This is a genomic window from Pseudomonas sp. T8 (genome assembly GCF_024610635.1).
GTDB lineage: Bacteria > Pseudomonadota > Gammaproteobacteria > Pseudomonadales > Pseudomonadaceae > Aquipseudomonas > Aquipseudomonas chlororaphis_I.
In genome coordinates this window covers 95,182-112,446 of record NZ_CP102374.1, presented here as the reverse complement: position 1 = coordinate 112,446, position 17,265 = coordinate 95,182, and the positions used below count along the sequence as shown (strand labels likewise).

General features: G+C 65.4%; 16 protein-coding genes. 2 read left to right on the top strand and 14 right to left on the bottom strand.

What is annotated here, in order from left to right; translation table 11 throughout:
* Positions 1 to 12 precede the first annotated feature (12 nt).
* The 4 genes from NRG23_RS00445 to moaC all read right to left on the bottom strand — a co-directional run bounded on the left by NRG23_RS00445 (position 13) and on the right by moaC (position 2,639).
* Complete coding sequence (locus NRG23_RS00445) at positions 13 to 1,371, bottom strand: coproporphyrinogen III oxidase (protein WP_257373486.1); 1,359 nt, start codon at positions 1,369 to 1,371, stop codon at positions 13 to 15.
* Between the two features lie 92 nt (positions 1,372 to 1,463).
* Positions 1,464 to 1,907, bottom strand: coding sequence for a CopD family copper resistance protein (locus tag NRG23_RS00440; RefSeq protein WP_257373485.1), 444 nt, complete (start codon positions 1,905 to 1,907; stop codon positions 1,464 to 1,466).
* Between the two features lie 4 nt (positions 1,908 to 1,911).
* Positions 1,912 to 2,157 (bottom strand): MoaD/ThiS family protein, encoded by a 246-nt coding sequence (locus tag NRG23_RS00435; protein WP_007929122.1) that lies wholly within the window; start codon positions 2,155 to 2,157, stop codon positions 1,912 to 1,914.
* Positions 2,154 to 2,639, bottom strand: coding sequence for a cyclic pyranopterin monophosphate synthase MoaC (gene moaC / locus NRG23_RS00430; protein WP_257373484.1), 486 nt, complete (start codon positions 2,637 to 2,639; stop codon positions 2,154 to 2,156). The genes NRG23_RS00435 and moaC overlap by 4 nt, the downstream gene beginning before the upstream one ends.
* Before the next feature lie 232 nt (positions 2,640 to 2,871).
* Here moaC and NRG23_RS00425 point away from each other — a divergent pair, with 232 nt between their 5' ends.
* The gene (locus NRG23_RS00425; RefSeq protein WP_257373483.1) at positions 2,872 to 4,524 is read left to right on the top strand and encodes a hypothetical protein; all 1,653 of its coding nucleotides are present in this window, start codon (positions 2,872 to 2,874) and stop codon (positions 4,522 to 4,524) included.
* Between the two features lie 847 nt (positions 4,525 to 5,371).
* Here NRG23_RS00425 and NRG23_RS00420 read toward each other — a convergent pair.
* The 10 genes from NRG23_RS00420 to NRG23_RS00375 all read right to left on the bottom strand — a co-directional run bounded on the left by NRG23_RS00420 (position 5,372) and on the right by NRG23_RS00375 (position 16,154).
* Positions 5,372 to 7,852 (bottom strand): TonB-dependent siderophore receptor, encoded by a 2,481-nt coding sequence (locus tag NRG23_RS00420; RefSeq protein WP_103331842.1) that lies wholly within the window; start codon positions 7,850 to 7,852, stop codon positions 5,372 to 5,374.
* 103 nt (positions 7,853 to 7,955) lie between these two features.
* Complete coding sequence (locus NRG23_RS00415) at positions 7,956 to 8,915, bottom strand: FecR domain-containing protein (RefSeq protein ID WP_257373482.1); 960 nt, start codon at positions 8,913 to 8,915, stop codon at positions 7,956 to 7,958.
* Positions 8,912 to 9,433 carry a sigma-70 family RNA polymerase sigma factor gene (locus NRG23_RS00410; protein WP_009049478.1) on the bottom strand — a complete coding sequence of 174 codons (522 nt, stop codon included), beginning with the start codon at positions 9,431 to 9,433 and terminating at the stop codon, positions 8,912 to 8,914. Before NRG23_RS00410 ends, NRG23_RS00415 begins: the two co-directional genes overlap by 4 nt.
* A gap of 159 nt (positions 9,434 to 9,592) precedes the next feature.
* Positions 9,593 to 10,828 (bottom strand): M20 family metallo-hydrolase, encoded by a 1,236-nt coding sequence (locus NRG23_RS00405; RefSeq protein WP_257373481.1) that lies wholly within the window; start codon positions 10,826 to 10,828, stop codon positions 9,593 to 9,595.
* Positions 10,825 to 11,316 (bottom strand): L-2-amino-thiazoline-4-carboxylic acid hydrolase, encoded by a 492-nt coding sequence (locus NRG23_RS00400; protein ID WP_038633187.1) that lies wholly within the window; start codon positions 11,314 to 11,316, stop codon positions 10,825 to 10,827. Before NRG23_RS00400 ends, NRG23_RS00405 begins: the two co-directional genes overlap by 4 nt.
* A gap of 67 nt (positions 11,317 to 11,383) precedes the next feature.
* Positions 11,384 to 12,541 (bottom strand): branched-chain amino acid ABC transporter substrate-binding protein, encoded by a 1,158-nt coding sequence (locus NRG23_RS00395; protein WP_016702488.1) that lies wholly within the window; start codon positions 12,539 to 12,541, stop codon positions 11,384 to 11,386.
* 86 nt (positions 12,542 to 12,627) lie between these two features.
* Positions 12,628 to 13,344, bottom strand: coding sequence for an ABC transporter ATP-binding protein (locus tag NRG23_RS00390; RefSeq protein WP_257373480.1), 717 nt, complete (start codon positions 13,342 to 13,344; stop codon positions 12,628 to 12,630).
* On the bottom strand, positions 13,337 to 14,110 hold the full coding sequence (locus NRG23_RS00385) for an ABC transporter ATP-binding protein (RefSeq protein WP_038633193.1): 774 nt from the start codon (positions 14,108 to 14,110) through the stop codon (positions 13,337 to 13,339). The genes NRG23_RS00390 and NRG23_RS00385 overlap by 8 nt, the downstream gene beginning before the upstream one ends.
* Entirely contained in the window at positions 14,107 to 15,210 is a 1,104-nt protein-coding gene (locus NRG23_RS00380; RefSeq protein ID WP_041989363.1) for an ABC transporter ATP-binding protein, read from the bottom strand. The genes NRG23_RS00385 and NRG23_RS00380 overlap by 4 nt, the downstream gene beginning before the upstream one ends.
* The gene (locus NRG23_RS00375; RefSeq protein WP_038633198.1) at positions 15,207 to 16,154 is read right to left on the bottom strand and encodes a branched-chain amino acid ABC transporter permease; all 948 of its coding nucleotides are present in this window, start codon (positions 16,152 to 16,154) and stop codon (positions 15,207 to 15,209) included. Before NRG23_RS00375 ends, NRG23_RS00380 begins: the two co-directional genes overlap by 4 nt.
* Before the next feature lie 207 nt (positions 16,155 to 16,361).
* On the opposite strand from NRG23_RS00375, the gene NRG23_RS00370 reads away from it, so the two are divergent.
* On the top strand, positions 16,362 to 17,261 hold the full coding sequence (locus NRG23_RS00370) for a LysR substrate-binding domain-containing protein (RefSeq protein ID WP_009049486.1): 900 nt from the start codon (positions 16,362 to 16,364) through the stop codon (positions 17,259 to 17,261).
* The last annotated feature ends 4 nt before the right edge of the window (positions 17,262 to 17,265 follow it).

The window sequence follows — 17,265 nt, the reverse complement described above, 5'->3', positions numbered from 1 at the left end:
CAAGGGGCTAAATCAAAGCCCGGAATCAGGCTCCACGCACGCGCAACCGCAGGCCTGCCCCGGGCTGTTCAAATCCTCCTGGAACAGCTGGCAGATGCTGTCCACCTCCAGCCGGCCGGCGGGCAGGATGCTGATAAAGCGCTCCGAGACTTCCACCAGGCCGTTCCAGCTCAGCTGTTGCAGGCGCAGCCAGGCGGACGCGAAGTACTGGCGGAAGACCAGCCCGTAGCGGCTTTCGATGGCCAGGATATCCAGCTCCAGGTCACACGCCAGGCGCTCCATGACCAGTTGCCGGACCTGGTCGCCGGCCTCGCAACGCCAGCCGCGACAGGTCGCCAGCTGGCCCAGGTCGAGCTGTTGCAGATAGTCGCCGAGCACTTCGCTGTTCTGCGTGTACAGCTCGTCGAACTGGCTGATGGCGCCCAGGCCGAAGCCCACATGGTCGCAATAACCGTGGCAGGTAAAACCCTGGCAGTTGCGGCGCAGCCGGCCGCGCTCCTGGGCCATCATCAGGTCGTCGTCGGGCCGCACGAACTGGCCCAGGCCGATGTACTGGTACCCCGCCGCCAGCAGGCGCTCGAAGCAGATCCGCCGCATCGCCTCCTTGGCCTCCTGGCTGCAGGCTGCTGCGGGGCGGTCCTGGCTCTGGCGCCGGTAGCGCAACGGCGGCTGGGCGTAGTCGAACACCTGCAGGCGGTCGGGCTCCAGCTCGATCAGGGTGCCGAGCTTCAAGGCGAGGCTCGAAGGGGTCTGCCAGACGTGGCCATAGCCCAGGTCGACATTCACCGAGCGATAACCGAAGGTCCGCGCCGCATCGATCAGCGAATGGATGGGCGCCGGGTTCTGGTAGCAGGCCACCGACAGCTGGCTGTCGCTGCCGATATCCGGCACGCCGATGCTGACCTGATTGAATCCCTGGTCGCGCAGCAGGCCCATGGTCGCCCAGTCGGTGTGGTGCAGGTCGACGTCGACGCTGTAGTCGCCACAATCGTGTTCGAGGAAGTGAAAGCGCTGGCGCAGGTGTGTCATCAAGCGTTGCAGATGGGCCGCGTCCGGGGTGCCGCCACCCAGGTGGAATTGCTCGATCCGCTGCTCCGGCCCCAGGTGGCAGCCCACCAGGTCGATCTCGCGTTCCAGCCGCCGCAGGTAGCTTTCGCCAGCGTCGGCCGAGGTGCCCGCCAGACGCGGCGCAAACTGCACGTTGAGGGACAGCGGCCGACGCTTCTGCCGGCTGCCGCGCAACGCCCGCAGCAGGTCCAGGGAACCGATGCCGCCGTGAAAGCGGCGGGTGTCGACAGGGCAGTTGGGATCGAGCACGCCTTGATCGCGTCGAACGACCGACTCGCTGCGGTGCGGCAGTAGATCAGGCATGACAGGGCTCCATGGCTGGCGGTGGAGGGCCAGTGTCCGGCGTTAACGCCCGGGGCTCCTTGATTTGCATCAAGCGTGGGGTCGGCGCCGGCCTACCAGTTCAGGTAGAACATGGCCTTGGCCAGCAGCACGATCAGCAGCATATGGCCGAACAGGCTGTGATGGATAAAGCGCGAGTAGCGGGCATTCATGCGCCCGCTCCGGAACAGCAGCATGGCCACCAGGAAATGCCCGAGCACGCTGGCGGCCAGCACAATCTTCAGCAGCAGCAAGGAGCCGAATGACGACGCCAAGGGCGCCGCGAGCACCGGCAGGTAACGCACCCAGACCATGCCCAGCCCGGCGCCGAACAGCGCCAGCAGCACCCAGGGCATCAGCTGGCGGGCACGGCCGGCGATGCCCTGTTCGAGCAGCACCATGAGCTTGGCCGGCAGTTGCTTGCGGATGTGTTCCAGGAACAGCACTTCGAAGAACACCGTGCCGATAAACACCAGCGCGGCGAACAGATGCAGGCTGAGCAGCAGCGGATAGATCATCGCTTCAGCCTCCAGTCACCGTGGGAAAGAACGCCACCTCGTCGCCGTCGTCCAGCGCCTCGTCGAGCCCGCACAGGTCCTGGTTGCGGGCACACATCAGGCTCGGCTCGTCCAGCACTCGCCAGATGCCGCAGCGGCTCGCCAGGTGCCGGCGCAAATGCTCGAGGCAGGCGAAATCGCCCTCGACCACCTCGCTCGCGCAGCCCAGGGTTTCCCGGTAGCGGGAGAAATACTGCACCTGCAGCCTCATGCCGAGGGCGCCTGGTAATCGCCACTCTTGCCCCCGGACTTGCGCAGCAGCCGCACCGACTCGATATGCATGCCACGGTCCACCGCCTTGCACATGTCATACAGCGTCAGGGCGGCGACGCTGGCGGCGGTCAACGCCTCCATCTCGACCCCGGTCTGCCCCGCCAGTTTGCAGCGCGACACGATGCGCACGCGATGCTCGTCCTCCAGGCTCAACTCGACCACCACACTGCTCAGCAGCAACGGATGACAGAGCGGGATCAGCTCGCTGGTGCGCTTGGCCGCCTGGATACCGGCGATGCGCGCCACCGCGAACACATCGCCCTTGGGATGGCCACCGCCGACGATCAACCGCGCGGTCTCGGCGCGCATATGCACCCAGGCCTCGGCCACCGCCTCGCGAAAGGTCACGTGTTTATCGGTGACATCGACCATGCGCGCACGGCCGAGGGAATCGAGGTGGGTCAGTACCGCGTCGTTCATGGACAGGAGCCTTAGTCATGGCGGCGAAAAGCGCGACGGGATCGCCCCGGCCTCGCACATCGTTGGATGGCAACGAGACTACTGCGCCGGCCCGCGGACGCGGTTGACGTCAATCAAGAAAGCCGGCATTGCCAAGACCCACCGCCAAGACTGACGTGATGATTTCCCGCGCGCGCGGGCTGCGAGTAGCATGCGCAGGCAACGCCAGCTCACCATCACTCAGGGAATAGCAATGACCAGCATCATGGACCCCACCTTGCGCGGAACCGGCAGGATCACCGGCGCGTTCTTCCACCCGGCGGGGGATATCGCCGCCGTGGTCTCGGAGTTTGCGTTGCTGGTCAATCCGCCCGCGCGGGCGGCTTATGGCGGCACCGGGTTGCGTTATCGGCTCGGCCTGTACCGGCGTGGCGAGCCGGTGCCGTTCGCCATCTTCGACGAACTGTGCCTGCCGATCAACGACCTGGGTTTCCACCCCACCCTGCCCCGCATCGTTATCGGTGCCGGCCGCTATGACGGCGGCTACCAGTTCGAAGGCGAGCTGGCCGTGTGGGACTGGCAGACCGGCCAGAGCCGCCGCCCTTTTGCCGATATTCCCGAAGTCGTGCGCTGCCGCTACGACGCCAGCGGCGAGCGGGTCGAAGCCTGGGTGCGGCCATGGAACGAAGAATGGGACGGGCTGGACGACAGCGACTGGTCGGTGATCCTCGACACGCTGTTTCTGGTGCAGATCGACGACAGTGAAGCAACGTGGACAGCCCGAACCTCAGAGGTGCTGGAACTGGACCCGGCCGCGACCGTCGCTGCCTCGGGCCTTCCGGCAGATGACCAGAGCCCAGCGGCCGTGCGCCTGGCCCAATGGCTGGGCGTGCCCGAGCTGGAATGCCGAAGCGCCATCCGCGATATCGCCTGGCTCGGTCCGGACCGGATAGGCGTCACCCATGACGATTGCCTGCTGGATATCTACAGCACGGACGGCACCCGGCTCGCCCACCATACGGGTCCTGGCTACGGCGTCGAAATCCTGCGCGGGGCCGGCGTGCAGGTGCACGGGGTGCAGGTGCAGGACGGGCCCGAGGTCTATAAACGGGATTCGTGTTTGTATGCGCTGACGGATAACGGCCTGGAGCTGGTGCAGACCTACGACGACGAATACACCTTTTGCGCATCCACCGACGGCCGCCTCCTGGGACGTCGCAATCGTCTGCGATCGCCCAATTCGAAGGCAGGCGATGTGCTGCTCGATCCGTCCGACAATAGCGTCCAACCTATGGATGCCGGCCACTACGATTGCTTCAACCACTACATCGGCATCAGCGGCGCACCCCATCTGTTCGCGCTGCAGGGCACGCCGGCCAGCTCCCATGAACACAAGTCCCTGTGCATCGTCCAGCCCGACGGCACCCTGCAAAGACTCTGGCCGCTGCTCAAGCAGGACGGCACCCGGGCCAGCCACGCCATGGAATGCCGCGGCGCTTATGTGGCGGATGCCCTGGGCGCGGGCGTGGTGATCGCCGGCCAGCACTACAACCCTTCGGTCTGCGACCCGTACCAGGGTTTCATCTACCGCCGGCACCTGGAGCGCGGCCAGGAACTGTGGCGCCACCCCACCCCGGCATCGCCCAGCGCGATCACTCACCTACCCGAAGCAGATCTGGTGGCGGCGGCTTTCCTGGATGGGACGCTGATGCTGATCGAGGCCCGGACCGGCCAACTGCGACTGAACGCCAAGGCGCGGATCGATGGCTTGCCGACCATCATCCACGCCATGGACGCCCACGCCGGGCAACTGGCGCTGGGCACCGTGGATGGCCGGATTACGGTGAAGCCGGTCGCTGATCTGCTGGGCGCTGGCGACGCCCGGGGATGGGTAGAGATCGGCTGAGTCACGCCGCTCTCCAGGCCTGCACGCCCAGGTAAAAAACCGATTCGCTGGGCGCAGCAGGCCGAGGTTTTCAGATCAGGACAGTGCTTATTCGCAGTGTCGAAAGAGCTCGCCCAAGGTGAATTGCGGCCACTGCGTAATCCAGAAATCATTTATTCGCATGCGCTTACTTTTGTGAAAACCACACTTTGACTTTTCGTTTAACCGGGAGCGCAAACAGATGAATAAATATGCAAGCAAAAGCAATCCACCCAATAAATGGATGCTCTGAAATTATCTCGGGCCGACGCCCCAAGAACAGAAAGTCATTATTCTGAAGAATATCCATGTAAGGCACGACAAAAAGGCCATTGAACACCAAACAGAAATAAAACCTGGCGTAATTCAAATCGCTGCCAGAGAGGCGCACCTTCAGAAAGTAGGCAACACCAATGCCACAAGCGGCCAAAACAGGGAAAACCCACAAGATCATTTTCCGGACTCTCGGTACACCTGCTTTCCTGTCTGGAAGTCGGTATATATTTCAAAACCCATCGCGCCCGGCCCCATGTTTTTATAAGCGCTCACATAGTCTGCTCTGACGTATCTAAACAAGCGCCAGGCATGTAACCGTGATTAGCCATACGTGACCCTCCTTTTAGTCAGCTGGCCATCCTATTGAAAGAAGTTACAGGCGTGTTGTAGGGAATTTCCGAAATTTGTGCAGTCCCCAAGTTGCCCATCGGCGATGTGCTGCTGGATGCTCCGTGAAGCCTGGCGACGCCCGGGGATGGGTGGAGATCGGCTGAGTCAGCCACACACAAAAACGCCACTCCCGGGAGTGGCGTTTTTTTATTGGCTGACCGGTTCAGAACTGCGCCTTGAGGGTCATGGTGAAGTTGCGTGGGTCGCCGTAGTAGTTGCCGAAGCTTTCGGTGCCGATGGTGGTGTAGTAGCGCTTGTCGAACAGGTTGTTGCCGTTGAGCGCCAGCGACCAGGTGTCGTCGATGCGGTAGCCGATGCGGCCGTTCCATACCGCGTAGCCGGCCTGGGTGATTTTTTCGCCATTGGCCTGCGAGACCCGGAAGTTGTCGCTTTGCGCGTTGACCCCGGCGCCGATGTTGAAGCGCTCGAACGCGCCGTCGAGGGCGTAGTCGCCCCACAGGCGCAGCACATGACGCGGCACGTAGCTGTTGAAGGCGGCGCCGTTGAGGCCGCTGTCGATGTCGTCGAGGGTCTTGGTCTGGGTGTAGGTGTAGCCGGCCAGCAGTTGCAGGCGCTCGATGACTTCGCCGCTGATCTCGGCTTCGAAGCCCTGGGCGCGGACCTTGCTGGAGTTCAGGTAGCAGTAGCCGTCCGATGATGCGCAACTGGAGTTGTAGTCGGTCTGTGCCTGGTCCTTCTGCACGGTCTGGAACAGGTTGAAGGAGCTGTTCAGGCGTCCTTCGAACCATTCGCCCTTGATCCCCAGCTCATAGCTTTCCCCCACCAGCGGCTTGAGCGCCGAGCCGCTTTGCGAGCGGTAGTTGCCCTGGGGCGTGAAGATTTCCGCGTAGCTGGCATAGGCAGTCAGGTTGTCGTTGAGGTCCAGCAACAGGCCGGCAAAGGGCGTGACCTGGCCGGTCTCGGTGCTCCTGGCGTGCTCCGAGGTGCCCGAACTGAGGAACACCGAATCGCTTTTCGAGCGATACCAACTGACCCGGCCGCCGACGACAAAGGTCAGGGGCTCCGCCAGCTTGAGGCGCAGGGTCGAATACAGGCCACGCTGTTCGGTGACGGTCTTCACCGGGCCACCGCGGGTCGAGTTCTCGATGAAGTAACTGTCGTCCGGTTTCGGGATATGCCGGTCCGGGTTGAACACGTTCTGCCGCTGCGGCAGGAAGGCCACCGAGAAGAAATCGTCCTTGTCCGCACGGCTGCCGTTGACCCCCACCACCAGCTCATGCTGCAGGCCGAACGCGTTGAACTTGCCGTCCAGGTAGGCATCGAGGCCGTAATCGACCTGGTCGTAGTCGTACATGCTGCCGAGCATGCCGGTGGTGTCGATGCCGGGCGTCACCGCGCCGGAAGCGAAGGCATATTTGATGTCCTGGGTGTTCTTGGTATAGACGCCAGCGACCTTCAGCGCCCAATCGTCGTTGAGCTGGTGCTTGAGGTCGCCGAACACCGTGGTGCGCTTGCTGCGCCAGGTGTTCCAGGACGGGTCGAGGCAGGTCGAGCGGCCGAGTTTCAGGTCGCTGCCGTCCTTGTAGCGCGGCAGGCCGCCCCAGCACGGGTTGGCGTCGACGTCTTCATAGGCGATGCCCAGGCCGAGGGTGGTGTCGGGGCTCAGGTCGAAGTCGAGCGCGCCGTAATACACCTGGTCCTTGCGACTGGCGTCGTCGATGAAGTAATGCCGGCTCTGCTCGGCCACCACCGCGCGGCCACGCAGGGTGCCGGACTCGTTGAGCGGACCGCCGGTGTCGACCTGCCCGCGGTAGTTGTCCCAGCTGCCGCCGGACAGCGTGACCTCGGTCTGCGGGGTGCCCTGGCCACGCTTGCGCACGAAGTTCACCCCGCCGGCGGTGCCGCCCGCGCCCTTCATCATCCCCGCCGCGCCGCGGAGGATTTCCACCCGGTCGTAATAGGCCATGTCGCCGCTGAAGCTGTCGGCCTGGACATACTGGTTGCCCATGTCCAGCGGCACGCCGTCGTACTGATACTGGCCCGACATGCGAAAGCCGCGGGAGTAGAAATACTTGCCGCCCATGGTCGAGTCGTAGACGGTGATGCCCGGGGTCTTTTCCATGACCTGGTCGATGCTGTGCAGGTTCTGGTCGTCGAGCATCTTGCGGGTCATCACCGTCACCGATTGCGGGGTTTCCCGCAGCGAGTGCTCGCCCTTGCCGATGGTCACCGCCCCGGTGGTGTAGGAGCCACTGCCCTCGGTGGTCGCGCCCAGCAGCTGGCCGTTGATGTTGGTGGCGCCCAGTTCCAGTGCCGAGCCGAGCACCGGCACCGCGCGCAGCACATAGCTGCCGTTGGCCTGGGGCTCGGCGCGCAGGCCACTGCCCCGCAGAATCCGCGCGAAACCTTCGTCGACCCCGAACTGGCCCTTGAGTCCGGGCGATTGCCGGCCCTGGGTCTGGCGCGCATCAAAGGAAATCGCCGCCCCGGCGGCGCTGGAGAAACGGGTCAGCACATCCACCAGGCTGCCGGCGCCGATGTCATAGGCGCGGACCTGGCTCTGCTGCGCCGCGGCCCCTGCGGCCGGGTCGGCATTCGCCGAGCAGGCGCTGGCCATGGTGGTTGCCAACAACGCGACTTTCACTGCATTCGCCAGACGACCTGGCGCGTTCACCCGAGACATGCTCCCTCCCCCAAAACGGTCAATGACAACTCACTGAGGGATGAGCCGAACGGTGCGGCCGAAAAGTGCAGGCGCCGGAAATTTTTTTATCCAAGGGCGATTGTCAGCGCGAATCGGCCCGGGCGACCTGGACCCAGAAACGGCTGTAGCGGGTCACGCGCAGGGCAAATCCGCTCTCCAGCGCCGCCAGCGCGAGGTCGGTGTCATCGATGGGAAAGACCCCGGAGACCTTCAGGTCGCCGATGGCCGGGTCCCAACGCAGCACGCCGGGACGATAGCGCGACAGGTCGTTGAGCAGCACAGCCAAGGGACGGTCGATGGCGATGATGCTGCCCTGCTGCCAGGCGCCCACCGAGACATCGTTGCCGCGTTGCATGCCCAGGCTGCGCTCGTTGAACGCCACCCGCTTGCCGGCCTCGACGCGCATCGCCGTACCGCTGCCCGGCACACTGACCTCCACCGCCTTTTCCAGCACCGCCACCTCGCCACCGCCGGGCTGGCTGCGCACGATAAAACGCGTGCCCAGCGCCAGCACCTCGGCATGGCGGGTGACCACCTTGAACGGGCGCTGCAATGGATCAGGCGCGGTACTGACGAGGATCTCGCCCCACAGCAGCTCCAGCACCCGCTGGCGCCCATCGAAGCGCAGGTTGACCGAGGTGTCGGTGTTGAGCAGCAGGCTACTGCCGTCCGCCAGGCGGAATTCGCGGCGCTCGCCGACCCGGGTGCGGTAGTCGCACATCAGGTTCTGCGCGGCCTGGCTACGCCAGCCCAGCCAGCCCAGGGTGCCGGCACAGGTCAGCAGCAAGGCGCTGCGCAGCACCTGGCGCCGGGAACTGTTGCCGGCCTTGCTCAAGGTCGGCGCCGCCAGGGCGCCCGGCACGCTGGCCATCTGCTCGGCCACTGCGGCCATGCGTTGCCAGGCCTGGCGATTCAGCGGATCGGCCGCCAGCCAGCTGTCCCAGGCGGCGCGATCGGCGTCAGTCGCGGTGCCGGAATGCAAGCGGGCATACCAGCGCGCCGCGACACCGATGGCCTTCACTTCCTCGGCAGGCAGGCTCATGCGAGTTGCAACTGGATCTGCATCAGGCAGCAATGCTCCATGGCCTTGGCCATGTGGTTGTTCACCGTGCGCACGCTGACACCCAACTGTTCGGCGATTTGCGGATAGGTCAGGCCATTGAATTGCGACAGGATAAAGGTCTGCTTGACCCGCGGCCCCAGCCCTTGCAGCAGGCGATCGATTTCCATCAGCGCCTGGAACAGCATCGCCTGCTCCTCCGGCGATGGCTGCAAGGCTTCGGGCATGGCGGCCAGCACGTCGAGGTAGGCCTGCTCCAGAGAACGCCGGCGAAACAGGTCGATCAGCAGCCCCTTGGCAATCATCGACAGGTACGAGCGCGGCTCGCGGATATCCAGCGCGGAGCGGGCCTTGATCACCCGGACGAAGGTGTCCTGGGTCAGGTCCGCGGCATCGAAGGCATTGCCCAGGCGCTTGCGCAGCCAGCCCTGGAGCCAACCGTGGTGGTCACAATACAGATCGTTGACAGCACTGCGTAAGGACAGGTCGTTGGCGGGCATGACGATGGAATAATTCGCGACTGATAATGACTCGCATTGTCATCCGTGTTATCGCGGGTTGCAACACATTCTGCAGAAGCCTGGCGCAGCCGCAATGGCTGCGCCGCAGGCGGTATTTCTCCCCAGGCTTGCCGGAGTGCTGCACAGCCTGCCGTGGGTTCAGTTCCCCGCCTTGGCCAGAATCGACTGCAACAACACATCGGCGCCGGCCGTGGCCCAATGGGGGTGGATCGCTTCGGCTTCGTTGTGGCTGAGGCCGTCCACGCAGGGCACGAAGATCATCGCCGTGGGCGCCACGCGGTTCAGGTAGCAGGCGTCGTGCCCGGCCCCGGAGATCATCGGCCGGTGGCTGTAGCCCAGGGCTGCGCTGGCGGCGCGGACCACCTCGACGCAATCGCGGTCGAAGGCGATGGGCGCGTACTGGAAGATCTGCTTGACGCTGTGCTGCAGGCCGATCCGCTCGGCAATCTGGGCCACCGCCTCGCGCAGCTGCTGGTCCTGGCGGGCCAGCACCGCCTCGTCCGGGTGGCGGAACTCGACGCTGAAAAACACCCGCCCGGGCACCACGTTGCGCGAGTTGGGAAAGAGATTGGCCATGCCCACCGTAGCCCGGCCCTCGGCGCCCTGCTCCAGGCCCAGCTGGTTGACCGCCTCCACCACCCGGGCGAACCCGAGCACGGCATCCAGCCGATGGTCCATGGGCGTGGTCCCGGCATGGGCGCTGCGGCCCAGCAGTTCGACTTCATACCAGCGCTGGCCCTGGGCCCCGCTGACCACGCCTATGGTCAGGCCCTGGGCTTCGAGAATCGGGCCCTGCTCGATGTGCAGCTCGAACGCCGCGTGCACCGCCTGGCCGCCCACCGGATGAGTGCCGGCGTAACCGATGCGTTGCAGCGCCTCGCCGATGCTGACCCCCTCGGCATCGACTCGCGACAGGCCGTACTCCAGATCGAACACCCCGGCATACACCCCCGAGGCAATCATCGCCGGGGCGAAGCGCGAGCCTTCTTCGTTGGTCCAGTTGACCACCTCGATCGGCCGCTCGGTCTCGATCCCGAGGTCGTTGAGGGTGCGCAGCACCTCCAGCCCGGCCAGCACGCCATAGATGCCATCGAACTTGCCGCCCGCCGGCTGGGAATCGCCGTGGGAGCCGGTCAGCACCGGCGCCAGCTCATCGTTGCGCCCGGCGCGCCGGGCAAAGATATTGCCCATGGCATCGATGCGGATCGTGCACCCTGCGGCTTCAGCCCAGGCCACGAACAGATCGCGGCCGCGCCGGTCCTCATCGCTCAACGCCAACCGCGTGACCCCACCCTTGGCGGTGGCGCCGATCTGCGCCATCTCCATCAGCGAGGCCCACAGGCGCTCGCCATTGACCCGTGCCTGAAGACTCATGAGCGCGGCTCCTGGGGCTTGGCACGGTAGCGGAAATCGCAGCGCGGCGCGCCGCCCATGATGGTCTGGGTGCGGGTCAGTTCAATGTCCGGGTTGTAGCCGACGATAAACAGCTCGTCGCGGTTGCACGACAGCAGGTGGCCGATCTCGCCCAGGCCCATCTCGTGGTACATCTCGGCGTAGCGGCAGCGTTTGACGTCATAGTCGTAGTGCTCGGCGTCGCTGGCGATGATCTCGACCTTCAGCGCGTCGTCCTGCTCCCAGAGCACCTGCAGCTCGACGAAGCTCTTGAGGTCGGTGCCGTTTTCCTCCAGGGCGGCGAAATGCCGGCCGGCCTGGATCGCCGCATTGCCCACGGCCTCGCCTATCACCGCCGCGGCATGGGCCTGGCCGTGCTCGCGCACCAGGATGTCGTAGATCGGCTTGATGATTTCCGCTTCGATCCGCCGCCGGGCGAGGATGCCCAGTTCACCTTGCAGTTTGCTCATTGTGTGCCTCCATCAGCTCCACGGAACCGGGCGAGCCACAGGGCCCGCCCGATGATTGGCCTTAGCCTTATTGCGCCGGTTCGCCACCCGCCACGCTCACCGGCTGCCACTGGCCAGCCTTGACCTGGTAGACGGTGAACGATGGGTTCTTCAGGTTGCCCTGGGCATCGAAGGCGATGGTGCCGGTCACCCCCGGATAATTGCTGGCGCGCAGCACCGGCAGGTATTGCCGGGGATCGGTCGAGCCGGCTTTCTCGATCGCCGCGATCAGCACGCCGACGCCGTCATAGGCGAATGGCGCATGCAGTTCGATGCCGTGTTTGAAGCGTTGCTGGTACGCCTGCTCGAAGGCCTTGCCGCCAGGCATCTGCGCCACCGCCAGGCCCGGCTCCAGGGCAATCACGCCCTCGCCTTCGTTTTGCGCCAGTTGCAGGAAGGTCTGGCTGACAAACCCACCGGCGCCCATCAGCGGGGCCTTGATCCCCAGTTGCTTGATGCGCCGGGCCAGCGGCGCGGCCTGGGAGTCGACGCCGCCGAAGAAAATCAGGTCGGGGTTCTGGCTGCGGATATTGGTCAGCACCGCGCTGAAATCGATGGTCTTGTCGTCCACATACTCGCGCGCCACCACGCTGGCGCCACCGGCCTCGACGGCCTTGGCGAACTGGTCCGCCAGACCCTGGCCGAAGGCGGTGCGATCGTCGATCACCGCGATGCGCCGGGCCTTGAGGCTATTCAACGCATAGTCGCCGGCGACCCGGCCGCCATCGTCGTCATGGCCCATGATCCGGAAACTGCTGTCGAAACCCTGCTGGGTGTAGGCATGGCCGGTGGCGACCGGCGCCACCTGGGCGATCCCGGCGTCGTGGTAGACCCGCGCTGCGGGAATGCTGGTGCCGGTGTTCCAGTGGCCGACCACCCCGACCACCTCGGCGTCGACCAGGCGCTGGGCCACCGAGACCGCCGTGCGTGGATCGGACTGATCGTCTTCGGAGACCAGCGTGTAGGTCACCGCCTCGCCATTGATCTGCGGGTGGCGGGCGTTGGCCTGGTCGATGGCCAGTTGCGCGCCGTTTTCCAGGTCCTTGCCGATCCGCGCCGAGGGCCCGGTCAGCGGCCCGGCGAGGCCGATCAGCACCTGTTGCTCGGCCTGGGCCAGGGCACTGGCCAGGCTGCTCAGCGCCAGGCCCAGGAGTACGGCGCGTTTGAATGGAACGCAAGTTTTCATCGGTATTTCCTGTTTCAGGCAGGCCATGTCTGGCCTGTACGGGCTTGTCGGAACACGCCGGGCGTCCGGTAGCGTCAGTGGTTGATTCATTCCCCGAGGTACGCCGCGCGCACCTCGGGGTCGTCGAGCAGATCGCGCGAGGCGCCGCTCAGGCTGATGCGGCCGATGTCCATCACGTAGGCGCGATCAGTGACCTGCAAGGCCAGCCGGGCGTTCTGCTCCACCAGCAACAGGGTCATACCCTGGCGGCAGACGTCGTCGATGACCTGGAACAGCTTCTCCACCATGATCGGCGCCAGCCCCATGGACGGCTCGTCCAGCACCAGCAGGCGCGGCCGGGACAACAGCGCGCGGGCCAGGGCGAGCATCTGCTGCTCGCCGCCGGAGAGCAGCCCGGCGCACTGCTGCAAGCGTTCTTCCAGGCGTGGAAAGTGCTCGAACAACTGGCCGATCTCGCGGTTGACCTGGGCCCGGTCACGGCGCAGGAAAGCCCCGGCCTGGAGGTTCTCCAGCACCGTCATGCGGGCGAAGATGCCGCGCCCTTCCGGGACCATGGCGATGCCCTGGCGCAGCAGTTCATGGGGCGCCAGGCCCAGCACCGGACACCCGGCGAAATGGATCTGCCCCCGGGCCGCCGGCAGCAACCCGGTGAGCGCCTTGAGGCTGGAAGTCTTGCCCGCGCCGTTGGCGCCGATCAGGGTCACCCGCTCACCCTCGGCGATCCGCAGGTCCAGGGACTTGACCGCTTCGATGGCGCCGTAGCGCACCTGCAAGCCGTCGATTTTCAACAGTGGCTCAGACATCGGCGCTGGCTCCCAGGTAGGCTTGAATCACTGCCGGATGGCGACGCACCTGCTCTGGCGCGCCCTCGGCGATCACCCGGCCGTAGTCCAGCACGCTGATGCGGTCGCATACCCCCATCACCAGTTTCACGTCGTGCTCGATCAGCAACAGGCTGTGGCCATCGCCGCGGATTTTTTCCAGCAGGCCGCGCAGTTGCACTTTCTCGCTGGCGTTCATCCCCGCCGCCGGCTCGTCGAGAGCCAGCAGCAGCGGTTCGGTCGCCAGGGCGCGGGCGATTTCCAGGCGCCGCTGATGGCCGTAGGACAGGCTGTCGGCACGGTAGTCGGCGAAGCCGGCCAGGCCCACGTATTCCAGCAGGCGACAGGCCTGCTCGCGGGTCCGGGCTTCTTCCTCGCGGGCCCGGCGATGCCGGCTCAAGGCGGCCCAGAGGCCGTTGCGGGTGCGCACATGGCGCCCGACCATGACGTTCTCCAGCGCGCTCATGGCGTTGAACAGGCGGATGTTCTGGAAGGTCCGGGCGATGCCGGCCCGGGCCACCCGGTGCACCGCCGTGGGCCGATAGGCCTGGCCGTCGAGCTGGAAACTTCCGGAGTCGGCGCTGTAGAGGCCGGTCATGACATTGAAGAAGGTGGTCTTGCCGGCGCCATTGGGCCCGATCAAGCCGTAGATTTCCCCGGGCTGGATGCTCAGGCTGACATCGCTCAGCGCGGCGACGCCACCGAAGTGCTTGTTCACCCCTGCGATCCGCAGCAACGGCTGGTTCATCGCGCACCTCCCGCCGGCGCCGGCCACAGGCCCGCGGGCCGATAGAGCATGGCCAGGATCAGCGCCAGCCCGTAGAACAGCTGGCGGATGATTTCCGGGTCCAGCAGCACCTGGCCGAACAGCGCCTGCTGCAACGGGCCCATGCTCGCGCGCAGGGCTTCCGGCAGGGCCGCCAGCAGCACGCAGCCGAGGATCACCCCGGGGATATGGCCCATGCCGCCCAGCACCACCATGGCCAGCACGGCAATCGATTCGTTGAGGGTGAAGGACTCCGGCGACACGAACCCCTGGAAGGAGGCGAACAGCGCGCCGCTGATACCGCCGAAGGCAGCGCCTATGGCAAACGCCAGCAACTTCAGGCGCCGGGTATCCAGGCCCATGGCTTGCGCCGCGTCCTCGTCCTCGCGAATCGCCATCCAGGCGCGACCGATGCGCGAACGCTGGAGGCGGATACAGGCGAACAGGATCAGCAGCACCAGCGCGGCGAACAGGTAGTAGTACAGGTAGACCGACGGCAGGCGCAGGCCGAACAACTCCTGGCTGCGGCCGAGGTTGATCCCCAGCAGGTGCACCGGGTCGACCTGGGCAATGCCCTTGGGGCCGTTGGTGAGGTTCACCGGCCGGTCGAGGTTACGCAGCAGGATGCGAATGATCTCGCCAAAACCCAGGGTGACGATGGCCAGGTAGTCGCCGCGCAGGCGCAGGGTCGGCGCCCCCAGCACCAGGCCGCAGCCGGCCGCCAGCAGCGCGGCCAGGGGCAGGATCAGCCAGATCGAGGTATGCAAACCTTCCGGCAGGACCGCCGCCAGGGCCGGGAACTGCGCCAGCAGGTGCGGCGAGGACAGCAGCGCCGCGAGGTAGGCGCCCACCGCGTAGAAGGCGATAAAGCCCATGTCCAGCAGCCCGGCGTAACCGACCACGATGTTCAGCCCCAGGGCCAGCATGATGTAGAGCAGCGCGAAATCCAGGGTCCGCACCCAGGTGTTGCCGCCCGCATGGCCGACCACCCAGGGCGCCAGGACCAGGGCCAGGGTGAACAGCAGCAGGCCGAAGTGGGCGCGGGTGCTGGAAGGTGTTGCCAGTGCGGTAGTGAGTGTCATGCGCGGCTCGCCAGTCGTTCGCCAAGAATCCCCGAAGGACGCAACACCAGCACCGCGATCAGCACGATAAAGGCGAACACATCCTGATAGTTGCTACCGAACACGCCGCCGGTGGCCGTTCCCAGGTAGCCGGTGCCCAGGGCTTCGATCAGCCCCAGCAGCAGGCCGCCGAGCATCGCCCCCTTGAGGTTGCCGATGCCCCCCAGCACCGCGGCGGTGAAGGCTTTGATCCCTGGCAGGAAGCCCATGTAGAAATGCGCGCTGCCGTAGTTGCTGGCCATCATGATCCCGGCGAGCGCGGCCAGGGCGCCGCCGATGGCGAAGGTCAGCACGATGATGCGGTTGGGGTCGATGCCCATCAGGCTCGCGACCTGAGGGTTCTCGGCGACCGCGCGCATGGCCCGGCCAAAGCGGCTGCGCTCCACCAGCACCAGCAGCGCCAGCATCACCGCCAGGGCGATGCCGATGGTGGTCAGGGCGGTGGCATTGGTGACCGCGCCATGCCCGGAAGTGCCGGTCAGCACCTCGATCGGCTCCAGCGGCAGCAATTGCGGGAACATCTGCGGGTTGCGCGTCCACACCAGCATCGCGGCGGTTTGCAGCAGCAGCGACACGCCGATGCCGCTGATCAGCGGGGCCAGGCGCGGCGCATGGCGCAGGCGCCGGTAGGCGACCCGCTCGATCAGCACCGCGAGCAAGGCGCAGCAGGCCATGGCGATCAGGGTGGCCAGCAGCAGGACCGGCACCGCGGGCAATTCGGGCCAGGCGGCCTGCAACAGGCGAATCACCGACAACCCGATCAGGGCGCCAATCATCAACACGTCGCCATGGGCGAAGTTGATGATCCGCAGGATGCCGTAGACCATGGTGTAACCCAGGGCCACGAGCGCGTAGAGACTGCCCGACATCAAGCCATTGAGCAGTTGCTGGATAAAGGCATCCATGAAAACCATCAACCCCATGTACCAAGGGTCGGACCGCACCGCGCGCCGACCGGAAAGCAAGAACGCGGCACACTAGTTATTTATTCTATTTTTATCAAATATCAGAAATTCATATGGTTATGCGAAATAAAAGAAACGCTATAACCGCCACAAATACGGCAGATACGACCCTTTATTTCTCAAATATCTTGGTATTTAATTCAACACATGAATAATTTAGAACAGTTAGCCAATGACCCTCCACTGCGTGCCGTGCGCACCTTCGAAGCCTTCGCCCGCCATGGCGGGGTGAACGCCGCCGCCCGCGAGCTGGACGTCTCCCCCTCCGCGGTCAGCCATCAGTTGCACCTGCTGGAAAGCTTCCTGCAGCAGCCGTTGACCTTGCGCCAGGGCCGCAACCTGATCCTCACCGAGGAAGGCCGCGAGTATTACCGGGCGATCCGCTCGGCCTTCGCCGTGCTGCGCAGCGCCACCGAGCATGTGCGGGAAAAAAGCGCCACGCGCCAGGTCACCATCAGCCTGATCCCGCTGTTCGGCATCAACCTGTTCATTCCGCGCCTGGCGGAGTTTTTGCGGGACCATCCGGAGCTGGACATCAACGTCACTTACGCCAACCACCGCAGCTACCCCAGCGACGCGGCGGACCTGTCGATCCGCTTCGGCACCGGGCACTGGCCGGGGTATCACAGCGAGCCGCTGATTTCCGGGGCGGTCACGCCCTATTGCAGCCGCGCCTTTCTCGAACGGCACGGCCCCATCGACAGCCCCCAGGCCCTGAGCGAACTGCCGCTGCTGCACGACGAGGAACGCGGCACCTGGGGCCAGTGGCTGCAGGCCGCCGAGGTGCGCCACGCCACCGCGCTCAACGGCCTGCTGCTGGAAGACGGCCAGCTGGCCCTGACCGCCACCCTCACCGGCCTCGGCTGCTCATTGCTGCGCGAGCCGCTGGTGGCGCCCCATGTGGCCAGCGGCGAGCTGGTGAAACTGTTCGACCTGGAGGTCGACGACGGACGTCAGTATTACCTGTGCCGCCGCGCCAACAGCGAACTCTCCACCGAAGGCGTCGAGCTGTATGAGTGGATCAAGCGCAGCCTGGTGCGGGGATAAAAGC